This is a genomic window from Streptomyces sp. NBC_01689, assembly GCF_036250675.1.
Lineage (GTDB): Bacteria > Actinomycetota > Actinomycetes > Streptomycetales > Streptomycetaceae > Streptomyces.
Genome location: NZ_CP109592.1, coordinates 2229043 through 2254707, shown reverse-complemented (window position 1 = coordinate 2254707; position 25665 = coordinate 2229043). Strand labels below are relative to the sequence as shown.

20 protein-coding genes are annotated in these 25665 nt (G+C 72.5%); 14 read left to right on the top strand and 6 right to left on the bottom strand.

The annotated features are described in order from the left end of the window. Window position 1 precedes the first annotated feature (1 nt). The gene (locus OG776_RS09575) at window positions 2–3019 is read left to right on the top strand and encodes an alpha-mannosidase (protein WP_329320095.1); all 3018 of its coding nucleotides are present in this window, start codon (window positions 2–4) and stop codon (window positions 3017–3019) included. A 24-nt stretch (window positions 3020–3043) separates the two neighbouring features. Here OG776_RS09575 and OG776_RS09570 read toward each other — a convergent pair whose 3' ends face one another. Continuing rightward, window positions 3044–3766: a FadR/GntR family transcriptional regulator gene (locus OG776_RS09570; RefSeq protein WP_187285889.1), complete on the bottom strand. Its 723-nt coding sequence runs from the start codon at window positions 3764–3766 to the stop codon at window positions 3044–3046. Between the two features lie 193 nt (window positions 3767–3959). Between OG776_RS09570 and OG776_RS09565 the strand changes: the two genes are divergently transcribed. The 8 genes from OG776_RS09565 to OG776_RS09530 all read left to right on the top strand — a co-directional run bounded on the left by OG776_RS09565 (window position 3960) and on the right by OG776_RS09530 (window position 11909). Then, window positions 3960–5036, top strand: coding sequence for a sugar ABC transporter substrate-binding protein (locus OG776_RS09565; RefSeq protein WP_148012520.1), 1077 nt, complete (start codon window positions 3960–3962; stop codon window positions 5034–5036). Continuing rightward, window positions 5033–6589, top strand: a complete 1557-nt coding sequence (locus OG776_RS09560; protein ID WP_329320092.1) for a sugar ABC transporter ATP-binding protein — start codon at window positions 5033–5035, stop codon at window positions 6587–6589. The genes OG776_RS09565 and OG776_RS09560 overlap by 4 nt, the downstream gene beginning before the upstream one ends. Further along, entirely contained in the window at window positions 6582–7607 is a 1026-nt protein-coding gene (locus OG776_RS09555; RefSeq protein ID WP_148012518.1) for an ABC transporter permease, read from the top strand. The genes OG776_RS09560 and OG776_RS09555 overlap by 8 nt, the downstream gene beginning before the upstream one ends. 61 nt (window positions 7608–7668) lie before the next feature. Then, window positions 7669–9024, top strand: coding sequence for an L-fuconate dehydratase (locus OG776_RS09550; RefSeq protein WP_148012517.1), 1356 nt, complete (start codon window positions 7669–7671; stop codon window positions 9022–9024). Continuing rightward, window positions 9021–9779 (top strand): SDR family NAD(P)-dependent oxidoreductase, encoded by a 759-nt coding sequence (locus tag OG776_RS09545; protein ID WP_148012516.1) that lies wholly within the window; start codon window positions 9021–9023, stop codon window positions 9777–9779. Before OG776_RS09550 ends, OG776_RS09545 begins: the two co-directional genes overlap by 4 nt. After that, window positions 9776–10762, top strand: a complete 987-nt coding sequence (locus OG776_RS09540; protein WP_148012515.1) for an aldo/keto reductase — start codon at window positions 9776–9778, stop codon at window positions 10760–10762. Before OG776_RS09545 ends, OG776_RS09540 begins: the two co-directional genes overlap by 4 nt. After that, window positions 10759–11073 carry an L-rhamnose mutarotase gene (locus tag OG776_RS09535; RefSeq protein ID WP_148012514.1) on the top strand — a complete coding sequence of 105 codons (315 nt, stop codon included), beginning with the start codon at window positions 10759–10761 and terminating at the stop codon, window positions 11071–11073. Before OG776_RS09540 ends, OG776_RS09535 begins: the two co-directional genes overlap by 4 nt. After that, window positions 11070–11909, top strand: coding sequence for an amidohydrolase family protein (locus tag OG776_RS09530; RefSeq protein ID WP_329326394.1), 840 nt, complete (start codon window positions 11070–11072; stop codon window positions 11907–11909). Before OG776_RS09535 ends, OG776_RS09530 begins: the two co-directional genes overlap by 4 nt. Here the strand turns inward: OG776_RS09530 and OG776_RS09525 are convergent. Then, window positions 11897–13318, bottom strand: coding sequence for a lipase maturation factor family protein (locus OG776_RS09525; protein ID WP_148012512.1), 1422 nt, complete (start codon window positions 13316–13318; stop codon window positions 11897–11899). The genes OG776_RS09530 and OG776_RS09525 overlap by 13 nt on opposite strands. Window positions 13319–13435: 117 nt before the next feature. On the opposite strand from OG776_RS09525, the gene OG776_RS09520 reads away from it, so the two are divergent. The 3 genes from OG776_RS09520 to OG776_RS09510 all read left to right on the top strand — a co-directional run bounded on the left by OG776_RS09520 (window position 13436) and on the right by OG776_RS09510 (window position 17821). Then, window positions 13436–14689: a DUF6777 domain-containing protein gene (locus OG776_RS09520; protein WP_329320087.1), complete on the top strand. Its 1254-nt coding sequence runs from the start codon at window positions 13436–13438 to the stop codon at window positions 14687–14689. Window positions 14690–14796: 107 nt separating this feature from the next. Then, on the top strand, window positions 14797–16872 hold the full coding sequence (locus OG776_RS09515) for a SpoIIE family protein phosphatase (RefSeq protein ID WP_329320085.1): 2076 nt from the start codon (window positions 14797–14799) through the stop codon (window positions 16870–16872). 88 nt (window positions 16873–16960) lie between these two features. Continuing rightward, on the top strand, window positions 16961–17821 hold the full coding sequence (locus OG776_RS09510; RefSeq protein WP_148012509.1) for an Fpg/Nei family DNA glycosylase: 861 nt from the start codon (window positions 16961–16963) through the stop codon (window positions 17819–17821). Here the strand turns inward: OG776_RS09510 and OG776_RS09505 are convergent. From OG776_RS09505 to OG776_RS09490, 4 genes are all read right to left on the bottom strand, one after another. After that, window positions 17814–18512, bottom strand: coding sequence for a zf-HC2 domain-containing protein (locus OG776_RS09505; protein ID WP_148012508.1), 699 nt, complete (start codon window positions 18510–18512; stop codon window positions 17814–17816). The genes OG776_RS09510 and OG776_RS09505 overlap by 8 nt on opposite strands. 544 nt (window positions 18513–19056) lie before the next feature. Beyond that, window positions 19057–19572 carry a hypothetical protein gene (locus OG776_RS09500; protein ID WP_148009648.1) on the bottom strand — a complete coding sequence of 172 codons (516 nt, stop codon included), beginning with the start codon at window positions 19570–19572 and terminating at the stop codon, window positions 19057–19059. 134 nt (window positions 19573–19706) lie between these two features. After that, the gene (locus tag OG776_RS09495) at window positions 19707–20246 is read right to left on the bottom strand and encodes a sigma-70 family RNA polymerase sigma factor (protein ID WP_148009649.1); all 540 of its coding nucleotides are present in this window, start codon (window positions 20244–20246) and stop codon (window positions 19707–19709) included. Window positions 20247–20618: 372 nt separating this feature from the next. Continuing rightward, window positions 20619–21083, bottom strand: coding sequence for a universal stress protein (locus OG776_RS09490; RefSeq protein WP_148009650.1), 465 nt, complete (start codon window positions 21081–21083; stop codon window positions 20619–20621). Window positions 21084–21420: 337 nt separating this feature from the next. On the opposite strand from OG776_RS09490, the gene lysX reads away from it, so the two are divergent. Further along, the gene (gene lysX / locus OG776_RS09485) at window positions 21421–24699 is read left to right on the top strand and encodes a bifunctional lysylphosphatidylglycerol synthetase/lysine--tRNA ligase LysX (RefSeq protein ID WP_148009651.1); all 3279 of its coding nucleotides are present in this window, start codon (window positions 21421–21423) and stop codon (window positions 24697–24699) included. Window positions 24700–24780: 81 nt separating this feature from the next. Next, a complete protein-coding gene (locus tag OG776_RS09480; RefSeq protein WP_148009652.1) occupies window positions 24781–25617 on the top strand; it encodes a polysaccharide deacetylase family protein in 837 nt (278 codons plus the stop codon). Window positions 25618–25665 lie beyond the last annotated feature (48 nt).

The following is a 25665-nucleotide window of genomic DNA, read 5'->3' as shown; positions in this document are numbered from 1 at the left end:
CATGCATGACGACCGCACCCTGGTCGAAGCCCGCCTCAAGCGTGTCCTCGACGAACGCATCCGACCGGCCGTGTACCCCGAGTCCGTCCCGCTGGACGTGGCGGTGTGGAACGCGCCCGGCGAGCCGGTCCCGGTCGCCGAGGGACTCGCGGCCGAACCGGAGCCGATCGAGGTGGGCGCGCGCTGGGGCGCTCCGTGGGGCACCAGCTGGTTCCGGGTCACCGGGACGGTCCCCGAGTCCTGGGCCGGCCGGACCGTGGAAGCCCTCCTCGACCTCGGATTCGACGAGAACATGCCCGGGTTCCAGTGCGAAGGGCTCGTCTACCGGCCCGACGGAACACCGGTGAAGGGGCTCAACCCGCGCAACCAGTGGGTACGCGTCGGCGCGCCCGCGGAGGGCGGCGAGGAGGTCCGCCTGCACATCGAGGCCGCCTCCAATCCGGTGATCCTCGACTACCACCCCTTCCTGCCCACCCGGCTCGGCGACAAGGAGACGGCGGGCAGTGAGCCGCAGTACACACTCGCCCGGATGGACCTCGCGGTCCGCGACGAGACGGTGTGGGAGCTGGTCCTCGACCTGGAGGTGCTCGGTGAGCTGATGGCCGAGCTGCCGGTGGAGTCCGCGCGGCGCTGGGACATCCTGCGCGCGGTGGAGCGGGCACTGGACGCCGTCGACCTCCAGGACGTGGGCGGCACCGCCGCGGCGGCCCGGGCCCGGCTGGCGGGCGTGCTCGCGGAACCGGCGGTGCCCTCGGCGCACCGGATCAGCGCGGTCGGACACGCGCACATCGACTCGGCCTGGCTGTGGCCGCTGCGGGAGACGGTCCGCAAGGTGGCGCGCACGACCTCCAACATGACGGCGCTCGTCGAGGACGAGCCCGAGTTCGTCTTCGCCATGTCCCAGGCCCAGCAGTGGGCCTGGGTGAAGGAGCACCGGCCCGAGGTGTGGGCCCGGGTGAAGAAGGCCGTGGCGGAGGGCCGGTTCGTGCCGGCCGGGGGCATGTGGGTCGAGTCGGACACCAACATGCCCGGTTCAGAGGCGATGGCCCGTCAGTTCGTGCACGGAAAGCGGTTCTTCCTCGACGAGTTCGGCATCGAGAACGACGAGGCCTGGCTGCCCGACACCTTCGGCTTCGCCGCCGGACTCCCGCAGATCATCAAGGCGGCGGGCTCCAAGTGGCTGCTCACCCAGAAGATCTCGTGGTCGCAGACCAACAAGTTCCCGCACCACACGTTCCGCTGGGAGGGCATCGACGGAACCCGCATCTTCACCCACTTCCCGCCCGTCGACACCTACAACTGCTCCATGCGGGGCGGCGAGATCGCCCACGCGGCCAGGAACTTCAAGGACAAGGGCGTCGCCCGGCACTCCCTCGCGCCCACCGGCTGGGGCGACGGAGGCGGCGGCACCACCCGGGAGATGGTCGGCAAGGCCGCCCGGCTCAAGAACCTCGAAGGGTCCGCCACCGTGGTGTGGGAGACGCCCGCCGAGTTCTTCGCGAAGGCCGAGGCCGAACACCCCGAAGCGCCCGTCTGGGTCGGTGAGCTGTACCTCGAACTGCACCGCGCGACCCTCACCAGCCAGGCGCTGACCAAGCAGGGCAACCGCCGCAGCGAGCACCTGCTGCGCGAGGCCGAGCTGTGGGCGGCGACCGCGGCGGTGCGGACCGGATTCCCCTACCCGTACGCGGAACTGGACCGCATCTGGAAGACGGTGCTGCTCCACCAGTTCCACGACATCCTGCCCGGGTCGTCCATCGCGTGGGTGCACCGGGAGGCCCGGCGGACGTACGAGCGGGTCGCCGGGGAACTCGACGGCATCATCGGCGCGGCACAGCGCGCGCTGGCCGGCGAGGGCACCACCCGGCTGCTGTTCAACTCGGCTCCGCACCCCCGCGGCGGGGTCCCGGCAGGCGCCGCCGGTCCGGCCGTCGACCTCGGCGGGGTCTCCCTCACCCCGCGGGCCGACGGCGGACACGTCCTCGACAACGGCCTGCTGCGGGTCGAGGTCGACGCCCGGGGACTGGTCGTCTCGGCGTACGACATCGAGGCCGGCCGCGAGACGGTCGCACCGGACCGGGCCGCCAACCTGCTCCAGATCCACCCCGACTTCCCCAACATGTGGGACGCCTGGGACGTCGACGAGTTCTACCGCAACACGGTCACCGACCTGGTGGACGCCGACGAGGTCGCGCCGGGCCACGACGGCGTCTCGGTCCGGATCGTCCGGTCCTTCGGCGCGTCGCGGGTCACCCAGGTGCTGTCGCTGGCTCCGGGCGAGCGCCGGCTCGGCATCGACACCGAGGTGGACTGGCACGAGACCGAGAAGTTCCTGAAGCTCGCCTTCCCGCTCGACGTGCACGCCGAACGGTACGCGTCCGAGACCCAGTTCGGGCACTTCCACCGGCCCACCCACACCAACACCTCATGGGAGGCGGCCAAGTTCGAGGCGTGCAATCACCGGTTCGTGCACGTCGAGGAACCTGGCTGGGGTGTCGCGGTCGTCAACGACTCCACGTACGGACACGACGTGACCCGGACCGTGCGCGACAGCGACTCCGGTACGACCACCACCGTGCGGGTGTCCCTGCTGCGCGCCCCGCGCTTCCCGGACCCGGAGACCGACCAGGGCGTCCACCGCTTCCGGCACGCGCTGGTGCCGGGAGCCGGGATCGGGGACGCGGTGCGCGAGGGCTGGCGGATCAACCTGCCCGAGCGGCACCTGACGGGCGCCGGCGACGTCGCCCCGCTGGTGGACGTCGAGCAGGACGCGGTCGTGGTGACCGCGGTCAAGCTCGCCGACGACGGCAGCGGTGACGTGGTCGTACGCTTCCACGAGTCCCGCGGCGGCCGGACCCGGGCCACGCTCACCACGGGCTTCGCGGCCGGGGACGTCACGGTGACCGATCTGCTGGAGCGGCCTCTCGCGGACGCCGTGCCGCCGGAGCGCGACGGCGACCGGATCAGCCTGTCGCTGCGCCCCTTCCAGCTGGTGACGCTGCGGCTGACGCGGGCCTGAGCGCCGTACGGGCCGCGGACCCGGCTACTGCGTGAGCTGGGTCCGCAGCCACTGCTCCACCTCGCCCACATGCGCGGCGGCGGCCGCTCTGGCCGCCTCCGGGTCGTGGGCCAGCAGCGCGCGGTGGATCGCCGCGTGCTCGCGGCGGGTGCGCTCGAAGGCGCCCTCCTCCTGGTAGCCGCGCCAGACCCGGGCGCGGAACGTGCGCGAGGACAGCCCCTCCAGGATCGCCGCCATCGTCTCGTTTCCCGCGGCGGCGGCGATCTCCCGGTGGAAGGCCAGGTCGTGGGCGAGGATCTCCTCCGGGTCGTCGGTCGCGTTCATCGCCGTCAGATGCTTCTCCACCTCGGCGAGCTGGTCGGGGGTGATCCGCGCGGCGGCCAGCGCCGTCGCCGTCGACTCCAGGATGCGGCGCACCTCCAGGAGTTCCACCAGCCGGGGTCCGCGCGAGAGGTCGGCCACCACGCCGAAGGTCTCCAGGAGATCCCCGGCCTCCAGCTGGGTGACGTAGATGCCCGAGCCGTGCCGGGCCTCCAGCACGCCGAGGACCGTGAGCGCGCGGATGGCCTCGCGCATCGAGCTGCGGGACATGCCCAGCTGCGCGGCGAGATCGCGTTCCGTCGGCAGCCGCTGACCGGGTTCGAGACGGCCTTCCTTGATCATCGCCTTGATCCGCTCGATGGCGCGCTCGGTCACGGTGCCCTTCTGGGGCGCGCCCTCCGTTTCCTCGGACAGGGTCTCGTCCACGCCGCTTCCTCCTGTTGCCGGGTGCGCCGCAGTCTAACCACCGATGTGGTCGGACCACTACGGCCGGAAAACGGGAAAACATGGCTCCGCGGGGTGTTGCGGACCCAAAGTGGTCTGATAAATATTCGTCCCGGCCGGAAGAGGGACTCCGGCCACGCGTCCTGCTCGATCTCGCTCAATGAGGAGCCGTCAGATGGCCGGCAGAACAGTGCGGAACAGGCGAATCTCGTCGCGGGCGGTGAGCGCGGCGGCGGTGGCCGCCTGCGCGACCCTGGTGCTCGCGGCGTGCGGCAGCACCAAGGACGACGTCGCCTCCGGCGGCGGGGGAGGCGACGGCAGCGGCAAGGTCGGAGTGATCCTGCCGCTGCTGACCTCGCCGTTCTGGCAGTCCTACAACGACTACGTGCCGAAGATGGCGAAGTCCGAGGGCGTCGACGCCCTGAAGACCGTCAACTCCAACAGTGATCCCTCTCAGCAGATCACCGACATCAACAACCAGCTCAACCAGGGCGTGAAGGGTCTCGTGGTGGCCCCGCTGGACAGCGCCGCGATCGTCGCCGGTCTCGACCAGGCCGAGCGCAAGGGCGTCCCCGTGGTCGCCGTCGACGTGGCCCCCGACAAGGGGAAGGTCGCCATGGTCGTCCGCGCGGACAACGTCGCGTACGGGGAGAAGGCCTGCGAGTACCTGGGCAAGCAGGTCGGTTCGGGCAAGGTCGTGCAGATCATGGGCGACCTGGCCTCCGTCAACGGCCGTGACCGCTCCGAGGCGTTCCGCTCCTGCGTGAAGAAGAACTACCCGAAGCTGAAGGTCCTGGAGATCCCCGCCAAGTGGGAGTCCGACACGGCGGCCTCCAAGCTGGACACGCTGCTGAACGCCAACCCCGACATCAAGGGCATCTACATGCAGGCGGGTGGCGTCTACCTGGCACCCACCCTGCAGACCCTGAAGTCCAAGGGGATGCTGAAGAAGGCGGGTCAGGCCGGCCACATCGCGATCGTCTCGAACGACGGCATCCCGCAGGAGTTCGACGCCATCCGCAAGGGCGAGATCGACGCCACCGTCTCGCAGCCCGCCGACGCCTACGCCAAGTACGGCATGTATTACATCAAGGCGGCCATGCAGGGCAAGAAGTTCAAGACCGGCCCGACCGACCACGACTCCAAGATCGTCGAGCTGCCCGGCGGCATCCTGGAGGACCAGCTGCCCGCGCCGCTGGTCACCAAGGACAACGTCGACGACCCCCAGCTCTGGGGCAACACGGTCAAATGAGTACCCCACTGGTGGAGGCGCGCGGGGTGGCCAAGCGGTACGGCCCCACCGTCGCGCTCCGAGACGGCCGGCTCACCGTCCTGCCGGGGGAGTCCCACGCCCTGGTGGGACGCAACGGTGCGGGCAAGTCCACCCTCGTCACGATCCTCACCGGTCTGCAGGCCCCCGACGAGGGCACGGTCCGCTTCGACGGCGAACCCGCGCCCCCGCTCACCGACCGCGACGCCTGGCGCCGCAAGGTGGCGTGCGTCTACCAGAAACCCACCGTCGTACCGGAGTTGACGGTCGCCGAGAACCTCTTCATCAACCGGCAGCCGACGGGACGCGGCGGACTGATCAGCTGGCGCAGACTGCGGTCCGAGGCGGCCGAGGTCCTGGCGACCTGGGACGTGCGGGTCGACCCCGAGGCCCGCACCGCCGACCTCAAGGTCGAGGACCGGCAAATGGTGGAGATCGCCCGGGCGTTGAGCTTCGGCGCCCGGTTCATCGTTCTCGACGAACCCACCGCGCAGCTCGACAACCGGGAGATCGAGCGGCTCTTCACCCGGATGCGCGCGCTCCAGGAGTCCGGTGTCACCTTCCTGTTCATCTCGCACCACCTCCAGGAGGTGTACGAGGTGTGCCAGACGGTCACCGTGCTGCGCGACGCCCGCTGGATCACCACCGCGCCGGTCGCCGAACTCCCGCGGCCGGCGCTGGTGGAGGCCATGGCGGGCGAGGCGATCGCCGAACGGACGGCCGTCCGCGACGCCACGCCCGCGGACGCTCCCGTCGTGCTGAGCACCGAGGGCCTCACCTCGGACGCGTACGAGGCCATCGACCTCACCGTGCGCCGCGGCGAGGTCGTCGGGCTCGCCGGCTCCAGCGCGAGCGGCAAGATCGAACTGGCCGAGTCGTTCGCCGGACTGCACCGGCCGACCGGCGGCACGGCCAGACTCGACGGCGAGCCGCTCCCGTTCGGCGATGTGCAGGCCGCGCTCAGGGCGGGCGTCGGCTGTGTGCCGCGCGACCGGCACGAGCAGGGGCTGGTCTCCGGCATGACCATCGGTGACAACACCACCATGAGCGTCCTGAACCGGCTCGGCCGCTACGGCTTCATCGCCACGGACCGCAGGCGGGGGTTCGCCGAGGAGCTGATCGACCGCCTCGACATCCACGCCGAAGGTCCCGACCAGCCGGTCTCCGACCTCTCCGGCGGCAACGCGCAGAAGGTCGTGATGGCCCGCGCCCTCGCCTCCGACCCCCGGCTGCTCATCCTCATCAACCCCACCGCGGGCGTCGACGTGAAGTCCAAGCAGTCGCTGCTGTCCCGCGTGGACAGCGCCCGTGACGACGGCACCGCCGTGCTCGTCGTCTCCGACGAACTCGACGACCTGCGCCGCTGCGACCGCGTCCTCGTCCTCTTCCACGGCCGTGTCGTCGCCGAGCACCCGGCCGGCTGGCACGACCACGAGCTGATCGCCTCCATCGAAGGAGTGGACCATGGCCACGGCATCTCCCCGGGGGGTCACCCCCGGACCCCCGGCCGAGGGGAGCGGGGCCCCGATGACTGAGACGAAGGCCTCCCCGCTCGCCGCCGCGGCAGTGCGCGACGGGCATGCCACCAAGGCCGTTCTGCTCCGCAGGGCCCGCGAACTCGCGCTCGTACCAGCCCTGTTGCTGCTGATGGTGCTCGGTGCGATCGTCAACGACTCCTTCCTCACCGAGCGCAACCTCATCTCCATCCTCGGTGCCTCCGCGGCCCTCGCGATGGTGGTCCTCGCCGAGTCGCTGATCCTGATCACAGGCAAGATCGACCTGTCGCTGGAGTCGGTCGTCGGCATCGCGCCCGCCGTCGGCGCCCTCCTGGTCCTGCCCGCCGCGCAGTCCGGCTGGGGCACGGAGTGGCCGGCCGGGCTCGCGCTCCTGGCGGTCCTCGTCGTGGGCGGTTTCATCGGCGCCTTCAACGGCGTCCTCGTGGTCAAGTTCAAGCTCAACGCCTTCATCGTCACCCTCGCGATGCTGATCGTCCTGCGCGGGCTGCTGGTCGGCGCCACCAAGGGCAAGACGCTGTTCGGCATGCCCGACGCGTTCTTCTCCCTGGCCACCTCCACCTTCCTGCGCGTTCCGCTCTCGGTGTGGCTGGCCGCGGTCGCCTTCGGCGTCGCCGGGCTGATCCTCAAGTACCACCGCATCGGGCGCGCCCTGTACGCGATCGGCGGCAACACCGACGCCGCCCGCGCGGCCGGCATCCGCGTCGACCGGGTGCTGCTCGGGGTGTCCGTCGTCGCGGGCGTCCTCGCCTCGGTCGGCGGGATCATGCAGACCGGGTACGTCGGCGCGATCAGCGCCAACCAGGGCAACAACATGATCTTCACGGTGATGGCCGCCGCGGTCATCGGCGGCATCAGCCTCGACGGCGGCAGGGGCACCATGTTCGGCGCCCTCACCGGCGTCCTGCTCCTCGGCGTCGTGCAGAACCTGCTCACCCTCGCCCAGGTGCCGTCCTTCTGGATCCAGGCGATCTACGGCGGGATCATCCTCGTCGCCCTGATGATCGCCCGGGTGACCACCGGACGTGCCCAGGACTGACCGCCCCTCCGCTCCCGTACGGACCCCTCCGTACCCCCTGTTCCGGACCGAAAGGCCTCCTGTGTCCCCAACTGCCGCTCGCATCACCGCGGTCGACACCTACGACGTCCGTTTCCCCACTTCGCGCGAGCTCGACGGCTCGGACGCGATGAACCCGGACCCCGACTACTCGGCGGCCTACGTCGTGCTGCGCGGCGACACGGCCGACTGTCCCGAGGGGCACGGATTCACCTTCACCATCGGACGGGGCAACGACGTCCAGGTCGCGGCGATCGAGGCGCTGCGGGGGCATGTGCTGGGACGGTCCGTCGAGGAGCTGTGCGCCGACCCCGGCTCCCTCGCCCGTGATCTGATCGGGGACAGCCAACTGCGCTGGCTGGGGCCCGAGAAGGGCGTTATGCACATGGCGATCGGCGCCGTCGTCAACGCCGTGTGGGACCTGGCCGCCAAGCGGGCCGGCAAGCCGTTGTGGCAGCTCCTCGCCGACGCCGAACCGGAGTGGCTGGTCAGCCAGATCGACTTCCGCTACCTCACGGACGCCCTCACCCCGGACGAGGCGCTGGACATGCTGCGGCGCGGCAGACAGGGCGCCGCCGGACGCGCCGCAGCCCTCCGGCAGAACGGGTTCCCCGCCTACACCACCTCGCCCGGCTGGCTCGGCTACAGCGACGAGAAGCTCACCCGGCTGGCCGCCGAGGCGGTCGCCGACGGCTTCACCCAGATCAAGCTGAAGGTCGGCGCCGACCTGACGGACGACGTACGGCGCTGCCGGGTCGCCCGCTCGGTCGTCGGCCCCGGCATCCGCATCGCGATCGACGCCAACCAGCGCTGGAACGTGGACGAGGCCATCGACTGGACCAGGGCCCTGGCCGAGTTCGAACCGTACTGGATCGAGGAGCCCACCAGCCCCGACGACGTCCTCGGGCACGCCGCCGTGCGCAAGGCGGTCGCCCCCGTCAAGGTCGCCACCGGCGAGCACGTCCACAACCGCATCGTCTTCAAACAGCTCCTCCAGGCCGGTGCCATCGACGTCCTGCAGATCGACGCGGCCCGGGTCGCCGGCGTCAACGAGAACCTGGCGATCCTGCTGCTCGCGGCCAAGTTCGGGGTGCCCGTCTGCCCGCACGCCGGCGGCGTCGGCCTGTGCGAACTCGTCCAGCACCTCTCCATGTTCGACTTCGTGGCGCTCTCCGGCACCACCGACGACCGGGTCATCGAATACGTCGATCATCTGCACGACCACTTCCTGGACCCGGTGGTGATCAGGCAGGGTCACTACACGGCACCCACCGCGCCGGGCTTCTCCGCCACCATGCGTCCGGAGTCCATCGCGGAGTTCACCTATCCAGGCGGCACCTTCTGGGCCGCCGACCTCGCCCGGCAGGAACCCGACAGTCAGAAGGGGGAAGCGGCATGACCGCGGACTTCGAAGGTCTCAAGGCGCTGGTGACCGGAGGCGCCTCGGGCATCGGCCGGGCCACCGCCGAGCTGCTCGCGGCCCGCGGCGCCCGGGTCGCCGTCCTCGACCGCGATCTCTCCGGGGTCGACAAGCCGCTGCTCGGCCACCTCGCCGACGTCACCGACGACACCTCCGTCCGTGCGGCGGTGGCCGCCGCGGTCGTGGATCTCGGCGGACTCGACGTGCTGGTCAACAATGCGGGGATCGGCGCCCAGGGCACCGTCGAGGACAACGACGACACCGAGTGGCACCGGGTGCTGGACGTCAACGTCCTGGGCATGGTGCGGACCACCCGCGCCGCGCTGCCGCATCTGCGGGAGTCCGCGCACGCGGCGATCGTGAACACCTGCTCCATCGCCGCGACCGCCGGACTGCCGCAGCGCGCGGTGTACTCCGCGTCGAAGGGCGCCGTCCTCTCCCTCACCCTCGCCATGGCGGCCGACCACCTCCGCGAGGGCATCCGCGTCAACTGCGTCAACCCCGGTACGGCCGACACCCCTTGGGTCGGCAGGCTGCTGGACGCCGCGACCGATCCGGCCGCGGAGCGGGCCGCCCTCGAAGCCCGCCAGCCCTCCGGCCGTCTCGTCTCGGCCGACGAGGTCGCGGGTGCGATCGCCTACCTGGCCAGTCCGCTGTCCGGCGCCACCACCGGTACCGCGCTCGCCGTGGACGGCGGTATGCAGGGACTGCGGCTGCGACCGGCGGGCCGGTGAGAACGCTCGGCCGGAGCGGCGTCGGGGTCAGCGCCCTGTCCTTCGGCGCCGCGGGCATCGGCAACCTGTACACCCCGGTGACCGAGGAGGCGGCGTACGACGCCGTGACCGCGGCCTGGGAGGCCGGCATCCGCTCCTTCGACACCGCGGCGCACTACGGCCTCGGCCTCTCCGAACGGCGGCTCGGAGCGGCCCTGCGCGAGCGGCCGCGCGACGCGTACACCCTCTCCACCAAGGTGGGCCGCCTCCTGGAGCCCACCGGCACGGGCGGCGACGACCTGGCGAACGGATTCGCCGTGCCGGCCACCCACCGCCGGGTCTGGGACTTCAGCGCCGACGGGGTACGGCGCGCCCTGGAGGCAGGACTCGAACGGCTCGGTCTGGACCGGGTGGACGTCGTCTACCTCCACGACCCGGACGACCACGGCGAGCAGGCCTTCCACGAGGGCTATCCGGCGCTGGAGAAGCTCCGTTCGGAGGGCGTGGTCGGTGCGATCGGCGCGGGCATGAACCAGACCGGGATGCTCACCCGCTTCGTGCGCGAGACGGACGTCGACGTGGTGCTGTGCGCGGGCCGCTACACCCTGCTCGACCACGGCGCCCTGGCCGAACTGTTGCCCGCCGCGCAGGCCCGCGGCACCTCGGTCGTCGTCGGCGGCGCCTTCAACTCCGGTCTGCTGGCCGACCCGAGGCCGGGAGCGACGTACGACTACGCGGCGGCGCCGCCGGAACTGCTGGAGCGGGCCCTGCGGCTCCAGGAGACCGCACGACGGCACGGCACCACCCTGCGCGCCGCCGCCCTCGCCTTCCCCGCCGCGCACCCGGCCGTCGTGAGCGTGCTCGTCGGAGCCCGCTCGGCACACGAAGTCCACGACTGCGCCGAGCAGTTCGCCACACCGGTGCCCGCCGCGTTCTGGCGGGAACTGCGGGAGGCGGGACTGCTGCCCGAGGAAGCCCCCGTACCCGTACAGGACCCGTCATGAGAATCGCCCTGCACACCAAGGTGCGTGCCGACCGCGTCGACGCGTACGAGGCCGCCCACCGCAAGGTGCCCGCGGAGCTCACGGCGGCCATCCGGGCCGCCGGAGCCACCTCGTGGACGATCTGGCGCAGCGGCACCGACCTCTTCCACGTCCTGGAGTGTGAGGACTACGCCAGGATGCTCGCCGAGCTGGAGCGACTGCCGGTCAACATCGCCTGGCAGGCGCGGATGGCCGAACTCCTCGACGTCGTGCACGACTACTCCGGCGAGGGCGCGGGCGCGGGCCTGCCCGTCGTGTGGGAGCTGCCGTGAGGGTCGACGCGCACCACCACGTGTGGGACCTCTCCGTCCGGGACCAGGACTGGATCACCGGCCCCGGACTCCGGCCGCTGCGCCGGGACTTCACCGTCGACGACCTCCTGCCCGAGGCGGCCGCCGCTGGGATCGGACGGACCGTCCTGGTGCAGACCGTCACCGTGGCGGAGGAGACCCCGGAGTTCCTCGCCCTCGCCGGGAGCAGCGAGCTGATCGCCGGAGTGGTGGGCTGGACCGACCTGACCCGGCCGGACGTCGCCGACGAGCTGGCCCGGCTGCGGGAACTGCCCGGCGGCCACCGCCTCAAGGGCATCCGTCATCAGGTGCAGGGGGAACCGGAGCCCGACTGGCTGCTCCGGCCCGATGTACGGCGTGGGCTGGCGGCCGTCGCGGCGGCCGGTCTCGTCTACGACCTGGTCGTGCGGCCGCACCAACTTCCCTCCTGTGTCCGCGCGGCCATGGACCATCCCGAACTCACCTTCGTCCTCGACCACTTGGGGAAACCGCCGATCGCGTCCGGCGCCCTCGGGCCGTGGGCAGGCCGGCTGCGGACGCTGGCCGCGCTCCCCAACACGGTGGGAAAGCTCTCCGGGCTGGTCACCGAGGCGGACCTCGCGCGGTGGAAGGCCGACGACCTCCGCCCGTACGCCGAGACCGCCCTCGCGGCCTTCGGGCCGGACCGTCTCATGTTCGGCTCCGACTGGCCGGTCTGTACGCTGGCCGCCTCCTACGCCCAAGTCGTCGCGACGACCGATGAGTTGACCGAGCGGCTGGACGAAGGGGAGCGCGCCGAGGTGTTCGGCGGTACGGCCCTGCGGGTCTACGGGCTCTGATCGCCTCCCTCCAGCCGGGTCGGCGGCAGGAACTCCCGTACCGGGGTCCGGTGCCAGCACGCACCGGTCTCCCGCAGTTCACGCCAGGTGGTGAAGCGGTACCGGTACAGGCGGGCCCGGACGTACCGGGGAGGCGCGTCCGCCGGGAACGGGGACCGGCGCAGCAGCCGCAGGGTGTCGCGGTCGTTCTCCAGCAGCCGTTCGACCAGACCGGTGAACCACGGACCCGCGTAGGCGGGGGAGAGCGCCGCGAACCACATCAGCCAGTCGAGCCGCAGGTGGTACGGGGCGAACTGGCGCGGCCAGCGCCGCGGATCACCGGGCTTGCCCCTGAACTCGTACTCCCGCCAGTCCGAGTCCTCGCGGGGGACCTCGTCCGAGGTGCCCTCGACGACCACCTCGTGACGCACCCGGCTGACGCTGCCGAACGCGCCGTAGGTGTTGACCAGCCGCAGCGGGTCGAAGGAGCGGTTCATGACCTGGCGCGGGGAGATCATGTTGCGGACGGGACGGTAGCCGAGGACCAGCAGACCGGCGGCGACGGCGAGGACCACGATCTCGTACCAGAGCGGCGGCCCCGGCACCGGCGGAGGGCTCGCCGGGAACGCGACGGCGGACAGGGCCAGCACGATCGTGATCCAGTTCAGCCAGGAGAAGTTGCCGGACAGCACCAGCCAGAGCTGGGTCAGCACCATCAGCGAGGCGGCGGCGGTCGCGACCGGCTGCGGGGTGAACAGCAGGACGGGGACGACGAGCTGGGTGACGTGGTTCGCGGCCACCTCCACCCGGTGCAGGGGCTTGGGGAGACGGTGGAAGAACCAGCTCAGCGGACCGGGCATCGGCTGGGTCTCGTGGTGGTGGTCCAGGCAGGTGAGCCTGCGCCAGCAGACGTCGCCGCGCATCTTGATCAGACCGGCGCCGAACTCCACCCTGAACAGCACCCAGCGCAGCAGGAAGAGGACCACGACCGGGGGAGCGGTCTCGTCGTTGCCCAGGAGGACGGCGAGGAAGCCGACCTCCAGGAGCAGCGACTCCCAGCCGAACGCGTACCAGGTCTGACCGACATTGACGATCGACAGGTACATCACCCAGGGGACGAGCCACAGCAGCATGCCGCCCCAGAGCGGGAGACACCCGTCCACGCCCGCGACCAGAGCGGCGGACACCGCGCAGCCCGCCCAGGACCAGAGGGCGAAGAAGCGGTCCGAGTAGTGCAGGTGGAAGACGCTCGGCGCGTGACGGAACGGCACCCGCTCCACGAACCGCGGCACGGGCAGCATCCCGCGCTCCCCGAGCAGCGCGCGGAACTGCCGCGCCGCGCAGAGGAACGCGACGAGGTACACCACGGCCAGCGCCCGCTGGAAGACCAGCCGGCTCAGCCAGTACTCGGGGGCGGTGAACCACTCCACGGCGAGTCGCTCCTCTCCCTCCCAGTGTGACTCCGGGTGATCGTCTCCGCTTGCGTGCGCCAACCGGGCGACGCAGACAATGGTCATCGACCTGTCCGGGATGAACGGGAGAACGCGGTGCGCATACCCACCCGAACCTTCGTCACGGCCTGCGCCCTCTCGGCGGCCCTCCTCGTCGCCGGGTGCGGCGGCAACGGCGGCGGGACCGGCGAGAACACGGTGTCCGGCGCCTCCGACGGCGAGATCCTCCTCCAGCCGGCGGCCACCCGCGGACCCGACCCGTTCACCGACTCGACGGTCTCCACCGCCGCCACGACCACGCCGCACGTCACCCGAACACCGCAATCGACGGCGCGGACCTCCCCGGCATCCGGTGACACCACGGACACGGCGCATCCCGCGCGGTTCGCGGGCGGCACACCGGGCCTGTACGGCGGCACCCGGTCGGCCGGCAGCTGCGACGTCGCCCGGCAGGCCGGACTGCTCGCCGCCGACCCCCGCAGAGCCCAGGCCTTCGCCCGGGCCGCGGGCATCGCCCAGGACGCCCTGCCGGACTTCCTGGGCGGACTGACCCCGGTCGTCCTGCGCGCCGACACCCGGGTCACCGGCCACGGATACCGGGACGGCGGGGTGACCGGATTCCAGTCCGTGCTGCAGGCGGGCACGGCCGTCCTCGTCGACGACCGGGGTGTGCCCCGGCTCCGGTGCGCCTGCGGCAATCCGCTGACTCCGCCGGTCGCGCCGCGCGGCGCCGCGGCCACCAGCGGGCGGTCCTGGTCCTCGTTCCGGCCCGACCGGGTCGTGGAGGTGACCTCCGCGCCGGCACCGCTCGGCAGCGTCACGATCATCGCTCCCGACGGCCGCACCTGGATCCAGCGGCGGATCGGCGACGACGGGCACCGCGACGCCGTCGTCCCGCCGCCCGAGGGCGGAGCACCCGACATCGGGCCGCCCGACGGGTCCCGGACCGGCCCGGACAGCCCGCAGGCCTCGCCGTCCGCCTCCGCGGCCGACCCCGGCGACCCACCGGACGGAACGGGCCGCCCGCCCGACGGCGCCACGCCCGACTGCGCGACGGCGACCGTGACCGTACCGCCCGGCCCGACCGACGTCCTCCCGGACGAGGACACGCCCGCGCAGACCCCGGTGGCGGCGCCCCCGGACTGCCCCACGGCCACCGTCACCGTTCCGCCCCCGGCGGCTCCGTCGGACGAGGGCACCGTTCCCTGGCCGGACGAGCCGAGCGAGGAGACCGGCCCCGACACCCTGCCGGACCTCCCCGGCCTGCCCGACGGCGGCGGTCCGGTGCCCGACGAGTCACCCGGAAGCGGCACCGTGTTCGACGCCCCGACCGACATCTTCGACAGCTGAGCGGCCGGCCGGCCGCCGGGACGGCGGTCCCCGCGCCCCTGCGCGGAGGGCCCCGGAGCGGGTCCTCAGAAGTCGAAGATTCCGGCAAATGCTGACAAGGTGGCCCCATGGTTGATCGGGGAGCGAGCGCCCTGCCTCTCCCGGACGACTGGCCCGCCCACCCGGATCCGATCCTGGCGCTCAACCGTATGGGCAGCTTCGACTGGGACCTGGACGGCGGCCTGTTCCACATGGACGCCCGGGCCCACGAGATCTTCGACCTGCGCCCCGACGAGTTCGACGGGTCCCCCGAGGGCCTGTCGGTACGGATGCCCCCGGCGGAGGGTATCCGCCTCGACACCGTGGTGTCCCAGGCCATCAAGGACGGCAGCGAGAACTACGGCGCCTACTTCCGCGTGCGCCGCCGCGACGGGTCCCTGCGCTGGACGCACACCCAGGGGCACATCCGGCGCGACGGGACCGGCCGACCGCGCCGGATCATCGGCATCGTGCGCGACGCCACGCAGGAACTGAGCGAGGGCGCGGCGCGGAACGAACTCGCCGCCCAGGACGAGGCCCGCCGCCAGCAGACCAACGTCGTGCAGATCACCACGGCCGCGCTGGCGCACGCCCGCACCGTGCAGGACGTCATCGACATCCTCAAGGACACGCACGGCCTCACCCATCTGGGGGCGACGAGCCTGGTGATGGGTCTCGTCGAGGCCGGCCGCATCCGGCTCGTCGCCGAGGGCCCCGCGGGCAGCTTCGTCCCGGGCACCCTGATCACCCGGATCGACGAGGAGTACCCGATGAGCGAGGTCGTGCGCACCCTCGCCCCGCGCTTCATCGAGTCGCCCGAGGACTTCGCCGCGTCGTACCCGTTGCTGTGGCCGCACATCACCGACCTGGAGATCACCTCGGCCGCCTATCTCCCGCTGATCGCCCAGGCGCGCCCCATCGGTGCCCTCGGCCTCCTCTACAACGACCGGTACGGCTTCTCCGCCGAGGAGCGCAACGTCCTCGTCGCGCTCGGCAGCAGCATCGCCCAGAGCCTGCAGCGGGCCATGTTCTACGAGCAGGAGAAGGACCTCGCCCAGGGGCTCCAGCAGGCCATGCTGCCGCGCTGCATCCCGAGCGTGCCCGGCGCGGACACCGCCGTCCGCTACCGCTCCGCCTCCCTCGGCCGGGACATCGGCGGCGACTGGTACGACCTGATACCGCTGCCGGGCGGCCGGGTCGGCGCCGTCATCGGTGACGTCCAGGGCCACGACACGCACGCCGCCGCCGTCATGGGCCAGCTGCGCATCGTGCTGCGCGCCTACGCCGCCGAGGGGCACACCCCCGCCACCGTGATGGCCCGCGCCTCCGTCTTCCTGCACGAACTCGACACCGAACGCTTCGCGACCTGCCTGTACGCGGAGGCCGACCTGTCCACCGGAGTCGTCCAGCTGGTGCGGGCCGGGCACATCGACCCGGTCGTGCGGCGGACCGACGGCACCTGCCGCCGGCTGTCCGTCGAGGGTGGTCTGCCGCTCGGCCTGTCCGCCCTGTTCGGACGCCTCGAATATCCGGTCGAGACGATCGAACTCGACCCGGGCCAGACCCTGTTGCTGTGCACCGACGGGCTCGTGGAACAGCCAGGGGTCGACCTCGACGAGGGGATGCACACCCTCATGGAGCTGATCCGGTCGGGACCGCAGGACGTGCGCGACCTCGCCGACCGGCTCATCGACGTGGCCGAGGAACGCGGCGGCGAGGACGACGTGGCCCTGCTGCTCCTGCGCCGCCGGGGGCCCGGACCCCGGCAGTCCGGTGGCCGGCTCCAGCAGCGGGTCGCGCCGGGCGACTCCGAGGCCCTCACCGAGGCCCGCCACATGATCAGGGCGGCGGTCCGCGCCTGGGGCGCCGTCGAGCGCGCCGACGAGATCGAACTCGTCGCCGACGAACTGATCACCAACGCGCTCATGCACACCGAGGGGCCCGCGATCGTCACCCTGCGGGTTCTCAGCGGCTCCGACCGCAGGGTCCGTGTCGAGGTCGAGGACTCCTCCAGTGCCCTGCCGAGGCGCCGGGAGGCGGGCGTGACGGGTGTCTCCGGACGCGGTCTGCTGCTGGTCGACCGGCTCGCCGACGTGTGGGGCGTGGAGGCCCGGGGCGGCGGCAAGTGCGTGTGGTGCGAGTTCCTCGTACCGGGGCGGGACTGAACGGGGGCCGGGCGCCGCGGCCGGGCGCGGGGCGGGGCCGACCGGAGCCCCGGATGGTGGTGTCGGTGGCGGATGGCACTCTGGATGCATGCCGGAACTGCCAGAGGTCGAAGCGCTCAGGGACTTCCTGGCCGACCATCTCGTCGGCCGCCGGGTCGTGCGTGTGCTGCCCGTCGCCATCAGTGTCCTGAAGACCTACGACCCGCCCCTCACCGCCTTCGAGGGCCGCGAGGTCACCGCCGTGCGCCGGCGGGGCAAGTTCCTCGACATCGAGGCCGACGGCCTGCATCTGGTGACCCATCTGGCCCGCGCGGGCTGGCTGCAGTGGCGGAACCCGCTGCCGGACGGCCCGCCCAAGCCGGGCAAGGGCCCGCTGGCGCTGCGGGTCGCCCTGGAGAGCGGCGAGGGCTTCGACCTGACCGAGGCGGGCACCCAGAAGAGACTCGCGGTCCATGTGGTCCAGGACCCGGAGGAGATCCCGGGGGTGGCGCGCCTCGGCCCCGACCCGCTCGCCGCCGATTTCGACGAGGCACGGTTCGCACGGCTGCTGGAGGGGGAGCGGCGCCGCCTCAAGGGCGCTCTGCGGGACCAGAGCCTGATCGCGGGAGTGGGGAACGCGTACAGCGACGAGATCCTGCACGCCGCCAGGATGTCCCCCTTCAAGCTCGCCTCCTCGCTGACGCCCGAGGAGACCGGCCGGCTGTACGAGGCGCTGCGGGGGACGCTCTCCGAGGCGGTGGAGCGCTCCCACGGGCTGGCCGCGGGCCGTCTCAAACGGGAGAAGAAGACCGGGCTCCGGGTGCACGGCCGGACGGGTGAGCCCTGTCCGGTGTGCGGTGACACCATTCGCGAGGTCTCCTTCAGCGACTCCTCGCTGCAGTACTGCCCGACCTGTCAGACGGGCGGCAGGCCACTGGCCGACCGCCGGCTCTCCCGTCTGCTCAAGTAGTCCCGTCCCCGGGGGACTTGACCGTCACCAGGTGTTTGCCGTCCGCCGTGCGCACCTCGAACCTGCTGATGTCCGAGGCGGACATCGAGGCGCCGCCCTGCATGCTGGTGGCCGCGCCGTCGTGGTCGGGCACCATCCAGCTGGTGACCGTCTGCTCCGACCCGTCCTTGCCGACGGCGACGAGCTGGCAGGGGCGCGGGCCCCCGGAGTCCTTGACCTCGACGTCGACCTCGCTGCCCCAGGCCCGGTCCTGAGTGGTGATCCGGGCCCAGACGCCGGTGTCCGCGTCCGTCGCGGCGGCCTGGGCGGTCGCGCCGGCCCGGTCGGAGGAGGAGCCGCCGGACGCCGGGCCGTGCGAGGACACCATGGCGAGCGAGGGACCGCCCACCGCGAAGACCACGGCGGCGGCCACCGCGTACAGCCAGCGTCTGCGGCCGGCCCGGCGGCGGCCCGCGACCTCGCCGAGCAGGGTGTCCAGCAGCCGGGGTCCGGGTGCCGCGAAGGGGTGCACGGTGCGCGGTGTGGCCAGCCGGTACAGCATCATCTGCCGTGCGGCGGGTTTGAACTCACTCACGTGCGCCGCGCACTGGGGGCACTCCATGAGGTGATCCTCGAAGCGGAAGGCATCCGCCTCGTCCAGCACGCCGAGCGCGTAGGCGCCGACGTCACGATGCCGTTCCAGGGACCTCATACCGAATACCGAATCCTCGTGGCGATCGAGCGGGGTGGGGGTGGTGTTGCTGTTGCCCACCGGTACGGACCAGACCGCCGAATCACTCAAGCTCGTCCGGAATCGCGGCGAAGACGTGGCGAAGACGTTCGGAGCGGACGCTCCCCCGGATTGGTGCGCGTCGGGAAAAGTTGCCCGGGACGCGTCCGCGGGGTGGCGGCCGGAGGATCGCGGGGAGGCCCCCGGTCCGAGGTGACGGCTGTGCGCGGGGTGTGTGCGGGGGTCGGAGGAGGCGTCCGGTCGAAGGGGCGCGGGGCGGAGGAGGTGGTGGGGAAAGGGGTCGCGGGGCCGGGAGGGTGGTGATCGGAAGGCGGCCGGGGCCGGGACGCGTTCGGAGGACCGGTCACGGGTTCGAGGGTGTGTCCGTGCGGACAACCGTGAGGCGGAGGGCGCGCGGTCGGTGGAGTGAGGAGCGCGGTCGGCAGGAGGAGAAGGAAACGCGGTCGGTCGGAGGAGCCTGGAGCGTGCTCGGTCGGGGGAGGCGGGAGCGCGGCCGGTCAGCGGGTCAGAAGAGGTGGATCGCCAGGTGCCCCAGGGGCAGGCCCAGTTGCCACGCCGGCGTCCACACCTTGGGGCCGTCGTCCTCGCCGGGGATCGGCCCGCCGCCGGGTACGGCGTCCAGGTCGGGGGCGAGCAGTTCGGTCTCCTCCAGCCAGCGCCAGGCCGCCGCGGCCAGTTCCAGGTCCGGGGCGGGCCCGCCCCGGTCGGCGGCCTCGGCCGTGCGCCGGGCCATGTGCTCACGCACCCAGTCCTGCCACGGCTGGTCGTAGGCGGTCAGCGAGAGCCAGGTCTCCAGTTGCGAGACGACCCGGATGCCCGAGAGTTCGCCGTCGCTGTCGGAGAGGAAGATGGTGAGGGCCAGGGCGTCACGCCCGGCGCGGAACTCGAAGGACGTGGGCGGCATCAGGTCGCCGGTCCGCAACAGCTCGTCGGCGATGTACTCGGCGTACAACCAGGCCATGGGGACCGTGAGTTCCCCGCCGCCGGTGCCGTCCGTGCTCTCTTGACCTCTGTGCAGCATCCCTTCCTGCCTTCCTCCGGTGCGTGCGCGTCGCCCGACCCGGGCTCTCGGTCGGAACACGGATGAGGACAAGCGGAATACTCAACCATGGTCCTTGGCAGGCGCTTTACGGAGGCTTGACCCGGCGCTCGGTTTCACCGCAGGTCGGCCGCGTATCCCGGAAGGACCCGACGCAGGGCGCGCAACGCGTAGTAGGCCCGCGACTTCACCGTACCGGGCGGGATTCCGAGCGCGGCGGCGGCCTCCGCCACACTCGCCCCCTGGAAGTACACCAGCACCAGGACTTCACGGTGCTCGGGAGTGAGAGTCTTCACAGCCTCCCGCACATCGAGCGTCGCCGCCGACCTTTCGGCGTGATCCGCGCAGACCCGCGCGTTGTCCAGCACCGCGTCGCCCACCTCGGGGGGCCGCGCCTGACGGGCCCGGCGCGCGTCGATCGCGAGCCGTCGTCCCACGGTGAGCAGCCAGGGACGTACGGAGGTGAAGTCGTCGGCGCGCAGCGCCTCGGGGTGCTGCCAGGCCCGTACGAACGTCTCCTGCAGCAGATCCTCGGCGCGCTGCCGGTCGCCGTCGGACAGGCGCAGCAGCAGGGCGAAGAGGGGCCGTCCGTGCTCGCGCTGCAGCGCGGCCAACTCGTGCTCGGCGGTCGTCTTGGTGGTGGTTCCGGCCGTCATGGCCTGTATGCCAGCGGCTGTCGCCCCGCGCGCACAGGGGCGGGGCAAGGGTCTGCGGTGGGCGGTCGATGCGGTCGGTGAACGGCACGGTGAACGGTCCAGCGGGCCGGCGCGTGCCGTTCGGCGCGTCCGCGCGTCCGCGCGTCCGCGTGCCCGCGTGCCCGCCGTGCGGTCCGCGTGCCCGGCGCGGCGCCCGTCTTCCGGATCGTGCCGGGGGATCGGGGTCCCGCACGACCGGCCGGGGCGTCGGTGTCGGTTGCCGACGCTCGGCGTCGACGCCCTTCTCCGCCGTGCGGGCGCAGGCGGCGGACCCCGCCCGCGCCGGCGGGAAGGTGTCGGCGGCCCGATCCGGCCCGATCCGGAGGAAAGGCCCTACGGGACGACGGTGACCGGCCAGCGCCCGGCCTTCACCAGCCGGATCGCCACCGAACCGACGATGCGGTGGCCCGCCTGCTCGGAGGCGCCGACCACCACGGCGTCCGCGGTGAGTTCGTCCGCCGCCTTCACCAGACCGTTGTACGGGTCGCCGCGGAAGGTGTGGAACTCCCAGCGCACGTCGAATATGTCCTTGACCCGTCCGGCGGCCTCACGGATCTGTGCGATGAGGTCCTCGGCGATCCGGTCCGTCGTCTCCGCGACCGGGGCTCCGAAGGCCGCTCCGGCGGCCATGACGGGCTGGATGTAGACCACGGCCAGCAGCGCGTGCTGCCGCCTGGCCAGGCCGCCCGCGTACGCCGCGGCGCGCAGCGACGAGTCGGAGCCGTCGACGCCGACGACGATGACCTTGGGACCGTCCGTGCCGCGCTCGAACTGGTGCGAGGGTTGCTGTTCCGCCACAGCGCCGAGGCTATCGGAACCCGCAGGTCCGGGAGGCGGGCGGGGCGTGTGGATACCAGGGGGACGGCGTGTCGGCCGTATCGGTGTACGCCGGAGGCGACTCCGGCGACCACTGCACCCCGCGCACGACCCGCCCCGCACACGACTCACCCCGCGCCCGGCACTCCCTCGTGCACGACCTGTCCCGTGCCCCGGCACTCCCTCCCGCACCACATGCCCCGCGCCCGGCACGCCCTCCCGCACGACACGCCCCCGTGCCCGGCGTGCCCGGCGCGCGTGGGCCGCGGCCGGATCGCTCGACGGGCGGCGGCGCCCGGCCCTTCCTAGAGTCGGAACCATGAGTGCCACCGTCGAGGCCCGCGGACCGAAGGGCGCCGGGGGTGCCGTACGGCGGTCCCGGGACGGGTTCCTCAGCAAGGTGCCCGAGGGGTACGGGGCGTTCTTCGGCATCCTCGGCGCGCTCTGCGCCGTACTGGCCTTCGTCGAGCCCCTGCGCCGGCTGCTGCGCCCGGTGGTGGACCTCCTCGACCGGCTGATCGTCCCGGTGAGCGCGAACCTCGCGTACGCGGCCTTCCTCTTCCTGCTCGCCGCGGCGACCGCCGCCCGCAAGAAGGTGGCGTGGTGGCTGGTCGTCGTCTACCTCGGCCTGTTGGTCCTGTCCGACGTCGTCGGCCTCGCGATGGGTCTGTACGCCGACTCGCTGCCGTCGTTCGCCGTCTGCGGGATCGCCCTGGTGCTCCTGGTCGTGGCGCGCCGCGAGTTCTACGCCGACTCCCGGCGCGGCGCCGTGTGGCGGGCCCTGGCCGTCCTGGCCGCCGGGCTCGTCGTGGCGATCCTGCTCGGCTGGGGCGTGGTCGAACTGTTCCCCGGCACCCTGCCGCGCGGCGACCGGCTGACGTGGGCGGCCGGCCGGGTGTGCGGCGGGCTCGTCTCCGCCGACTCGTTCGGCGGACGGCCACCCCATCCGGTGTACTTCCTCCTCGGTCTCTTCGGTGCCGTCGCCCTGCTCAACGCGGCCGCCACGCTCTTCCGATCCCAGCGGCTGGAGGCGGCGCTGCACGGCGACGAGGAGTCCCGGATCCGCGCGCTGCTGCGCACCTACGGCGCCGACGACTCCCTCGGCTACTTCGCCACCCGCCGCGACAAGGCCGTCGTCTTCTCGCCCAGCGGCAAGGCCGCCGTCACCTACCGCGTCGAGGCCGGGGTCTGCCTCGCCAGCGGCGACCCGGTGGGCGACCGCGAGGCGTGGCCGCACGCCATCGGCGCGTGGCTGGACCTGGCCCGCCGCTACGCCTGGGTGCCCGCCGTCATGGGTGCCTCCGAGGACGGGGCCAGGGCCTTCGTCCGGGCGGGTCTCGGGGCGCTCGAACTCGGTGACGAGGCGATCCTGCACGTCGCCGGGTTCGACCTGGGCGGCCGCGACATGCGCGTCACCCGGCAGGCCGTCAACCGCGTCCGCCGTACCGGGGCCACCTGCCGGGTCCGCCGCCACTCCACCCTCACCGACGAGGAGATGGAGGAGGTCGTCGACCGGGCCGACGCCTGGCGCGACACGGAGACGGAGCGGGGCTTCTCCATGGCCCTGGACCGGCTCGGCGACCCCGCGGACGGAGACTGCCTCCTCGTCGAGGCGATGGACCGGGACGGCCGGCTCCTGGCGCTGCTCTCCTTCGTGCCCTGGGGCGACGACGGCATCTCGCTCGACCTGATGCGCCGTGACCGCGGAGCCCCCAACGGAGTCGTGGAGTACATGGTCGCCGAGGTGTGCGCGGCGGCCGGGAGGTTCGGCGTACGCCGTGTCTCCCTCAACTTCGCCGTGTTCCGGTCGGTCTTCGAGGAGGGCGCCCGGATCGGCGCGGGCCCGGTGCTGCGGCTCTGGCGCAGGCTGCTGCTGTTCTTCTCCCGGTGGTGGCAGCTGGAGGCCCTCTACCGGTCCAACGCCAAGTACCACCCCGAGTGGTACCCCCGTTTCCTCTGCTACGGCGACGCCGGCTCCCTCGCCAGGATCGGCATGGCGTCCGGCATCGCCGAGGGCTTCGTCTCCGTGCCCTCGCTGCGCACCTTGTGGGGGAGGGGACGGAGGAAGGCCAGGACCTCCCCCGTGGTGCCCGGGGGGCCGCACGCACCGCCCGCCGCGGGCCCCGGCGGAGGCGGGCCGGACGAGCCGCCCGATCCGGCGGCGGGCCTGCCCGAGCAGGTCCGCGTCCGGCACCGCACCCTCGAACGGCTCCGTGCCGAGGGCACCGATCCGTACCCGGTGGACGTCGCGCCGCGCACCCACACGCTCGCCGAGGTCCGGGCGGGCGTGCCGGTGACCGTCGCCGGACGTGTCGTCCGCGTACGTGACTTCGGCGGTCTGGTCTTCGCCGTCCTGCGCGACTGGTCCGGCGACCTGCAGATCGCCCTCACCCGCTCCGGATCGGGGCCCGCCCTCGAGCGGTTCCGCACGGACGTCGACATCGGCGACCACCTCCTCGCCGAGGGCGTCTCCGGCGCCGCCGACCGGGGCACCCTCACCGTCTTCGTGACCGACTGGCGGCTCACCGGCAAGTGCCTGCGCCCGCTGCCCGACAAACACCGCGGGCTCACCGATCCCGAGGCGAAGGTGCGCCGCCGTCATGTCGACCTGATGTCGAGCCCCGGGGCCCGCCAGGTCGTCCGGCTGCGGTCCGCCGCCGTGCAGGCGCTGCGCCAGGGGCTGCTGGACCGCGGCTACCTGGAGGTCGAGACGCCGATCCTTCAGCGGATCCACGGCGGCGCCAACGCCCGCCCCTTCACGACCCACATCAACGCCTACGACCTCGACCTCCATCTGCGCATCGCCCCCGAGCTGTACCTCAAGCGGCTGTGCGTCGGGGGCCTGGAGAAGGTCTTCGAGATGGGCCGCGCCTTCCGCAACGAGGGCGTCTCCCACAAGCACAACCCCGAGTTCACCATGCTGGAGGCCTATCAGGCGTTCGCCGACTACGACGTCATGCTCGACCTCGCCCGCGAACTGATCCAGGGCGCGGCGACGGCCGCCTTCGGGTCACCCGTCGCCCGCCGGGACGGCACCGAGTACGACATCTCCGGTCCGTGGCCCGTCCGTACGGTGTACGGCGCCCTGTCCGAGGCGCTGGGGGAGGAGATCGACGCCGGCACCCCGACGGAGGCGCTGCACGGGCTGTGCGACCGCGCCGGCGTGCCGTACCGGGCGGACGGCGGCCGCGGTGACGTCGTCCTGGAGATGTACGAACGGCTGGTGGAGGCGGAGACCCGACTGCCCACGTTCTACAAGGACTTCCCGACCGACGTCTCCCCGCTCACCCGTCAGCACCGCACCGACCCACGCCTCGCCGAACGCTGGGACCTTGTCGCCTTCGGTACCGAACTGGGCACGGCCTACTCCGAGTTGACCGATCCGGTGGAGCAGCGCCGACGGCTGACCGCGCAGTCGCTGCGGGCGGCCGGGGGCGATCCCGAGGCGATGGAACTCGACGAGGACTTCCTCGACGCGCTCGAATACGCCATGCCGCCCACCGGCGGGCTCGGCATCGGCGTCGACCGCACGGTCATGTTCCTCACCGGGCTCTCGATCCGCGAGACGCTGCCGTTCCCCCTGGTGCGCCGTCGCTGAACTGGTCCCATCGGGTGCAATCCCGGGTGCGCCCCGGTGTTGCTCAGCCCCGCCACCCGATCGCTGGGCGACTGATGGGGCATGGAAAAGGACCAGTCGCTCACGCGACGCCGGGCGTTGATCGGCGGCGCGGCCGTCCTGGGGGCGGCGGGGGTCGCGGGCACGGCCCGTGTCCGCACCGCCGCACCCGGGAGCCCGGCGCCGCTCCCGGCCGCCGGCCCGCAGGCCCCCGCGGTCCGCGAGCCGTCCGCCTTCCGCCTGCTGCCCATGACCGGGGACGGGCCGCCGAGCGGCGGGCCGCTGCGCCCGCCGGTCCGCAGCGAGCCGCTCCTGCACGTGCCGGGACACGGCCGCACCATGGTGCTGTCCTTCGACGACGGTCCCGATCCGCGCTACACCCCGGCCGTCCTGAAGACCCTGCGCAAGTACGACGTCCGGGCGATGTTCTTCGTCTGCGGGGGCATGGCCGCGGTGAACAAGGGTCTGCTGGCCGAGATGGCCGACGACGGGCACGTGGTCGGCAACCACACCTGGACGCACCCCCTGCTGACCCGATTGCGGCGCTCACAGATCCACTCCGAGATCGCGCGCACCAGCGACGTCGTCGAGGACGCCTGCGGTGAGCGCCCCCTGTGGTTCCGCGCGCCCTACGGTGCCTGGAACCGCGCGGCCTTCCAGATCGGGGCCGACCTGGGCATGGAGCCCCTGGCGTGGACGGTCGACTCCCGCGACTGGACCACGCCCGGCACGCGCAGCATCGTCCGCCGGGTGGAGCACGGTGCCGCCCCGGGCGTCGTCGTGCTCTCCCACGACGCGGGCGGCGACCGCTCGCAGACCGTGCGGGCGCTGCGCCGCTATCTGCCCCGGCTGCTGGACGAGGGCTACCACCTCACGGTGCCGCGACGGCGCTACTCCTGAGTCCGGGGACCTGTTCCGGGGCCCGCCTCCGCCGACGGGTTCCGGGGC

What these genes read in the sequence shown, in the direction of transcription:
- OG776_RS09575 (WP_329320095.1), top strand. Translation starts at nt 2, where the DNA reads ATGCATGACGACCGCACCCTGGTCGAAGCCCGCCTCAAGCGTGTCCTC.
- OG776_RS09565 (WP_148012520.1), top strand. Translation starts at nt 3,960, where the DNA reads ATGGCCGGCAGAACAGTGCGGAACAGGCGAATCTCGTCGCGGGCGGTG.
- OG776_RS09560 (WP_329320092.1), top strand. Translation starts at nt 5,033, where the DNA reads ATGAGTACCCCACTGGTGGAGGCGCGCGGGGTGGCCAAGCGGTACGGC.
- OG776_RS09555 (WP_148012518.1), top strand. Translation starts at nt 6,582, where the DNA reads ATGACTGAGACGAAGGCCTCCCCGCTCGCCGCCGCGGCAGTGCGCGAC.
- OG776_RS09545 (WP_148012516.1), top strand. Translation starts at nt 9,021, where the DNA reads ATGACCGCGGACTTCGAAGGTCTCAAGGCGCTGGTGACCGGAGGCGCC.
- OG776_RS09535 (WP_148012514.1), top strand. Translation starts at nt 10,759, where the DNA reads ATGAGAATCGCCCTGCACACCAAGGTGCGTGCCGACCGCGTCGACGCG.
- OG776_RS09515 (WP_329320085.1), top strand. Translation starts at nt 14,797, where the DNA reads ATGGTTGATCGGGGAGCGAGCGCCCTGCCTCTCCCGGACGACTGGCCC.
- OG776_RS09510 (WP_148012509.1), top strand. Translation starts at nt 16,961, where the DNA reads ATGCCGGAACTGCCAGAGGTCGAAGCGCTCAGGGACTTCCTGGCCGAC.
- OG776_RS09505 (WP_148012508.1), bottom strand. Translation starts at nt 18,512, where the DNA reads ATGAGGTCCCTGGAACGGCATCGTGACGTCGGCGCCTACGCGCTCGGC.
- OG776_RS09500 (WP_148009648.1), bottom strand. Translation starts at nt 19,572, where the DNA reads ATGCTGCACAGAGGTCAAGAGAGCACGGACGGCACCGGCGGCGGGGAA.
- OG776_RS09495 (WP_148009649.1), bottom strand. Translation starts at nt 20,246, where the DNA reads ATGACGGCCGGAACCACCACCAAGACGACCGCCGAGCACGAGTTGGCC.
- lysX (WP_148009651.1), top strand. Translation starts at nt 21,421, where the DNA reads ATGAGTGCCACCGTCGAGGCCCGCGGACCGAAGGGCGCCGGGGGTGCC.
- OG776_RS09480 (WP_148009652.1), top strand. Translation starts at nt 24,781, where the DNA reads ATGGAAAAGGACCAGTCGCTCACGCGACGCCGGGCGTTGATCGGCGGC.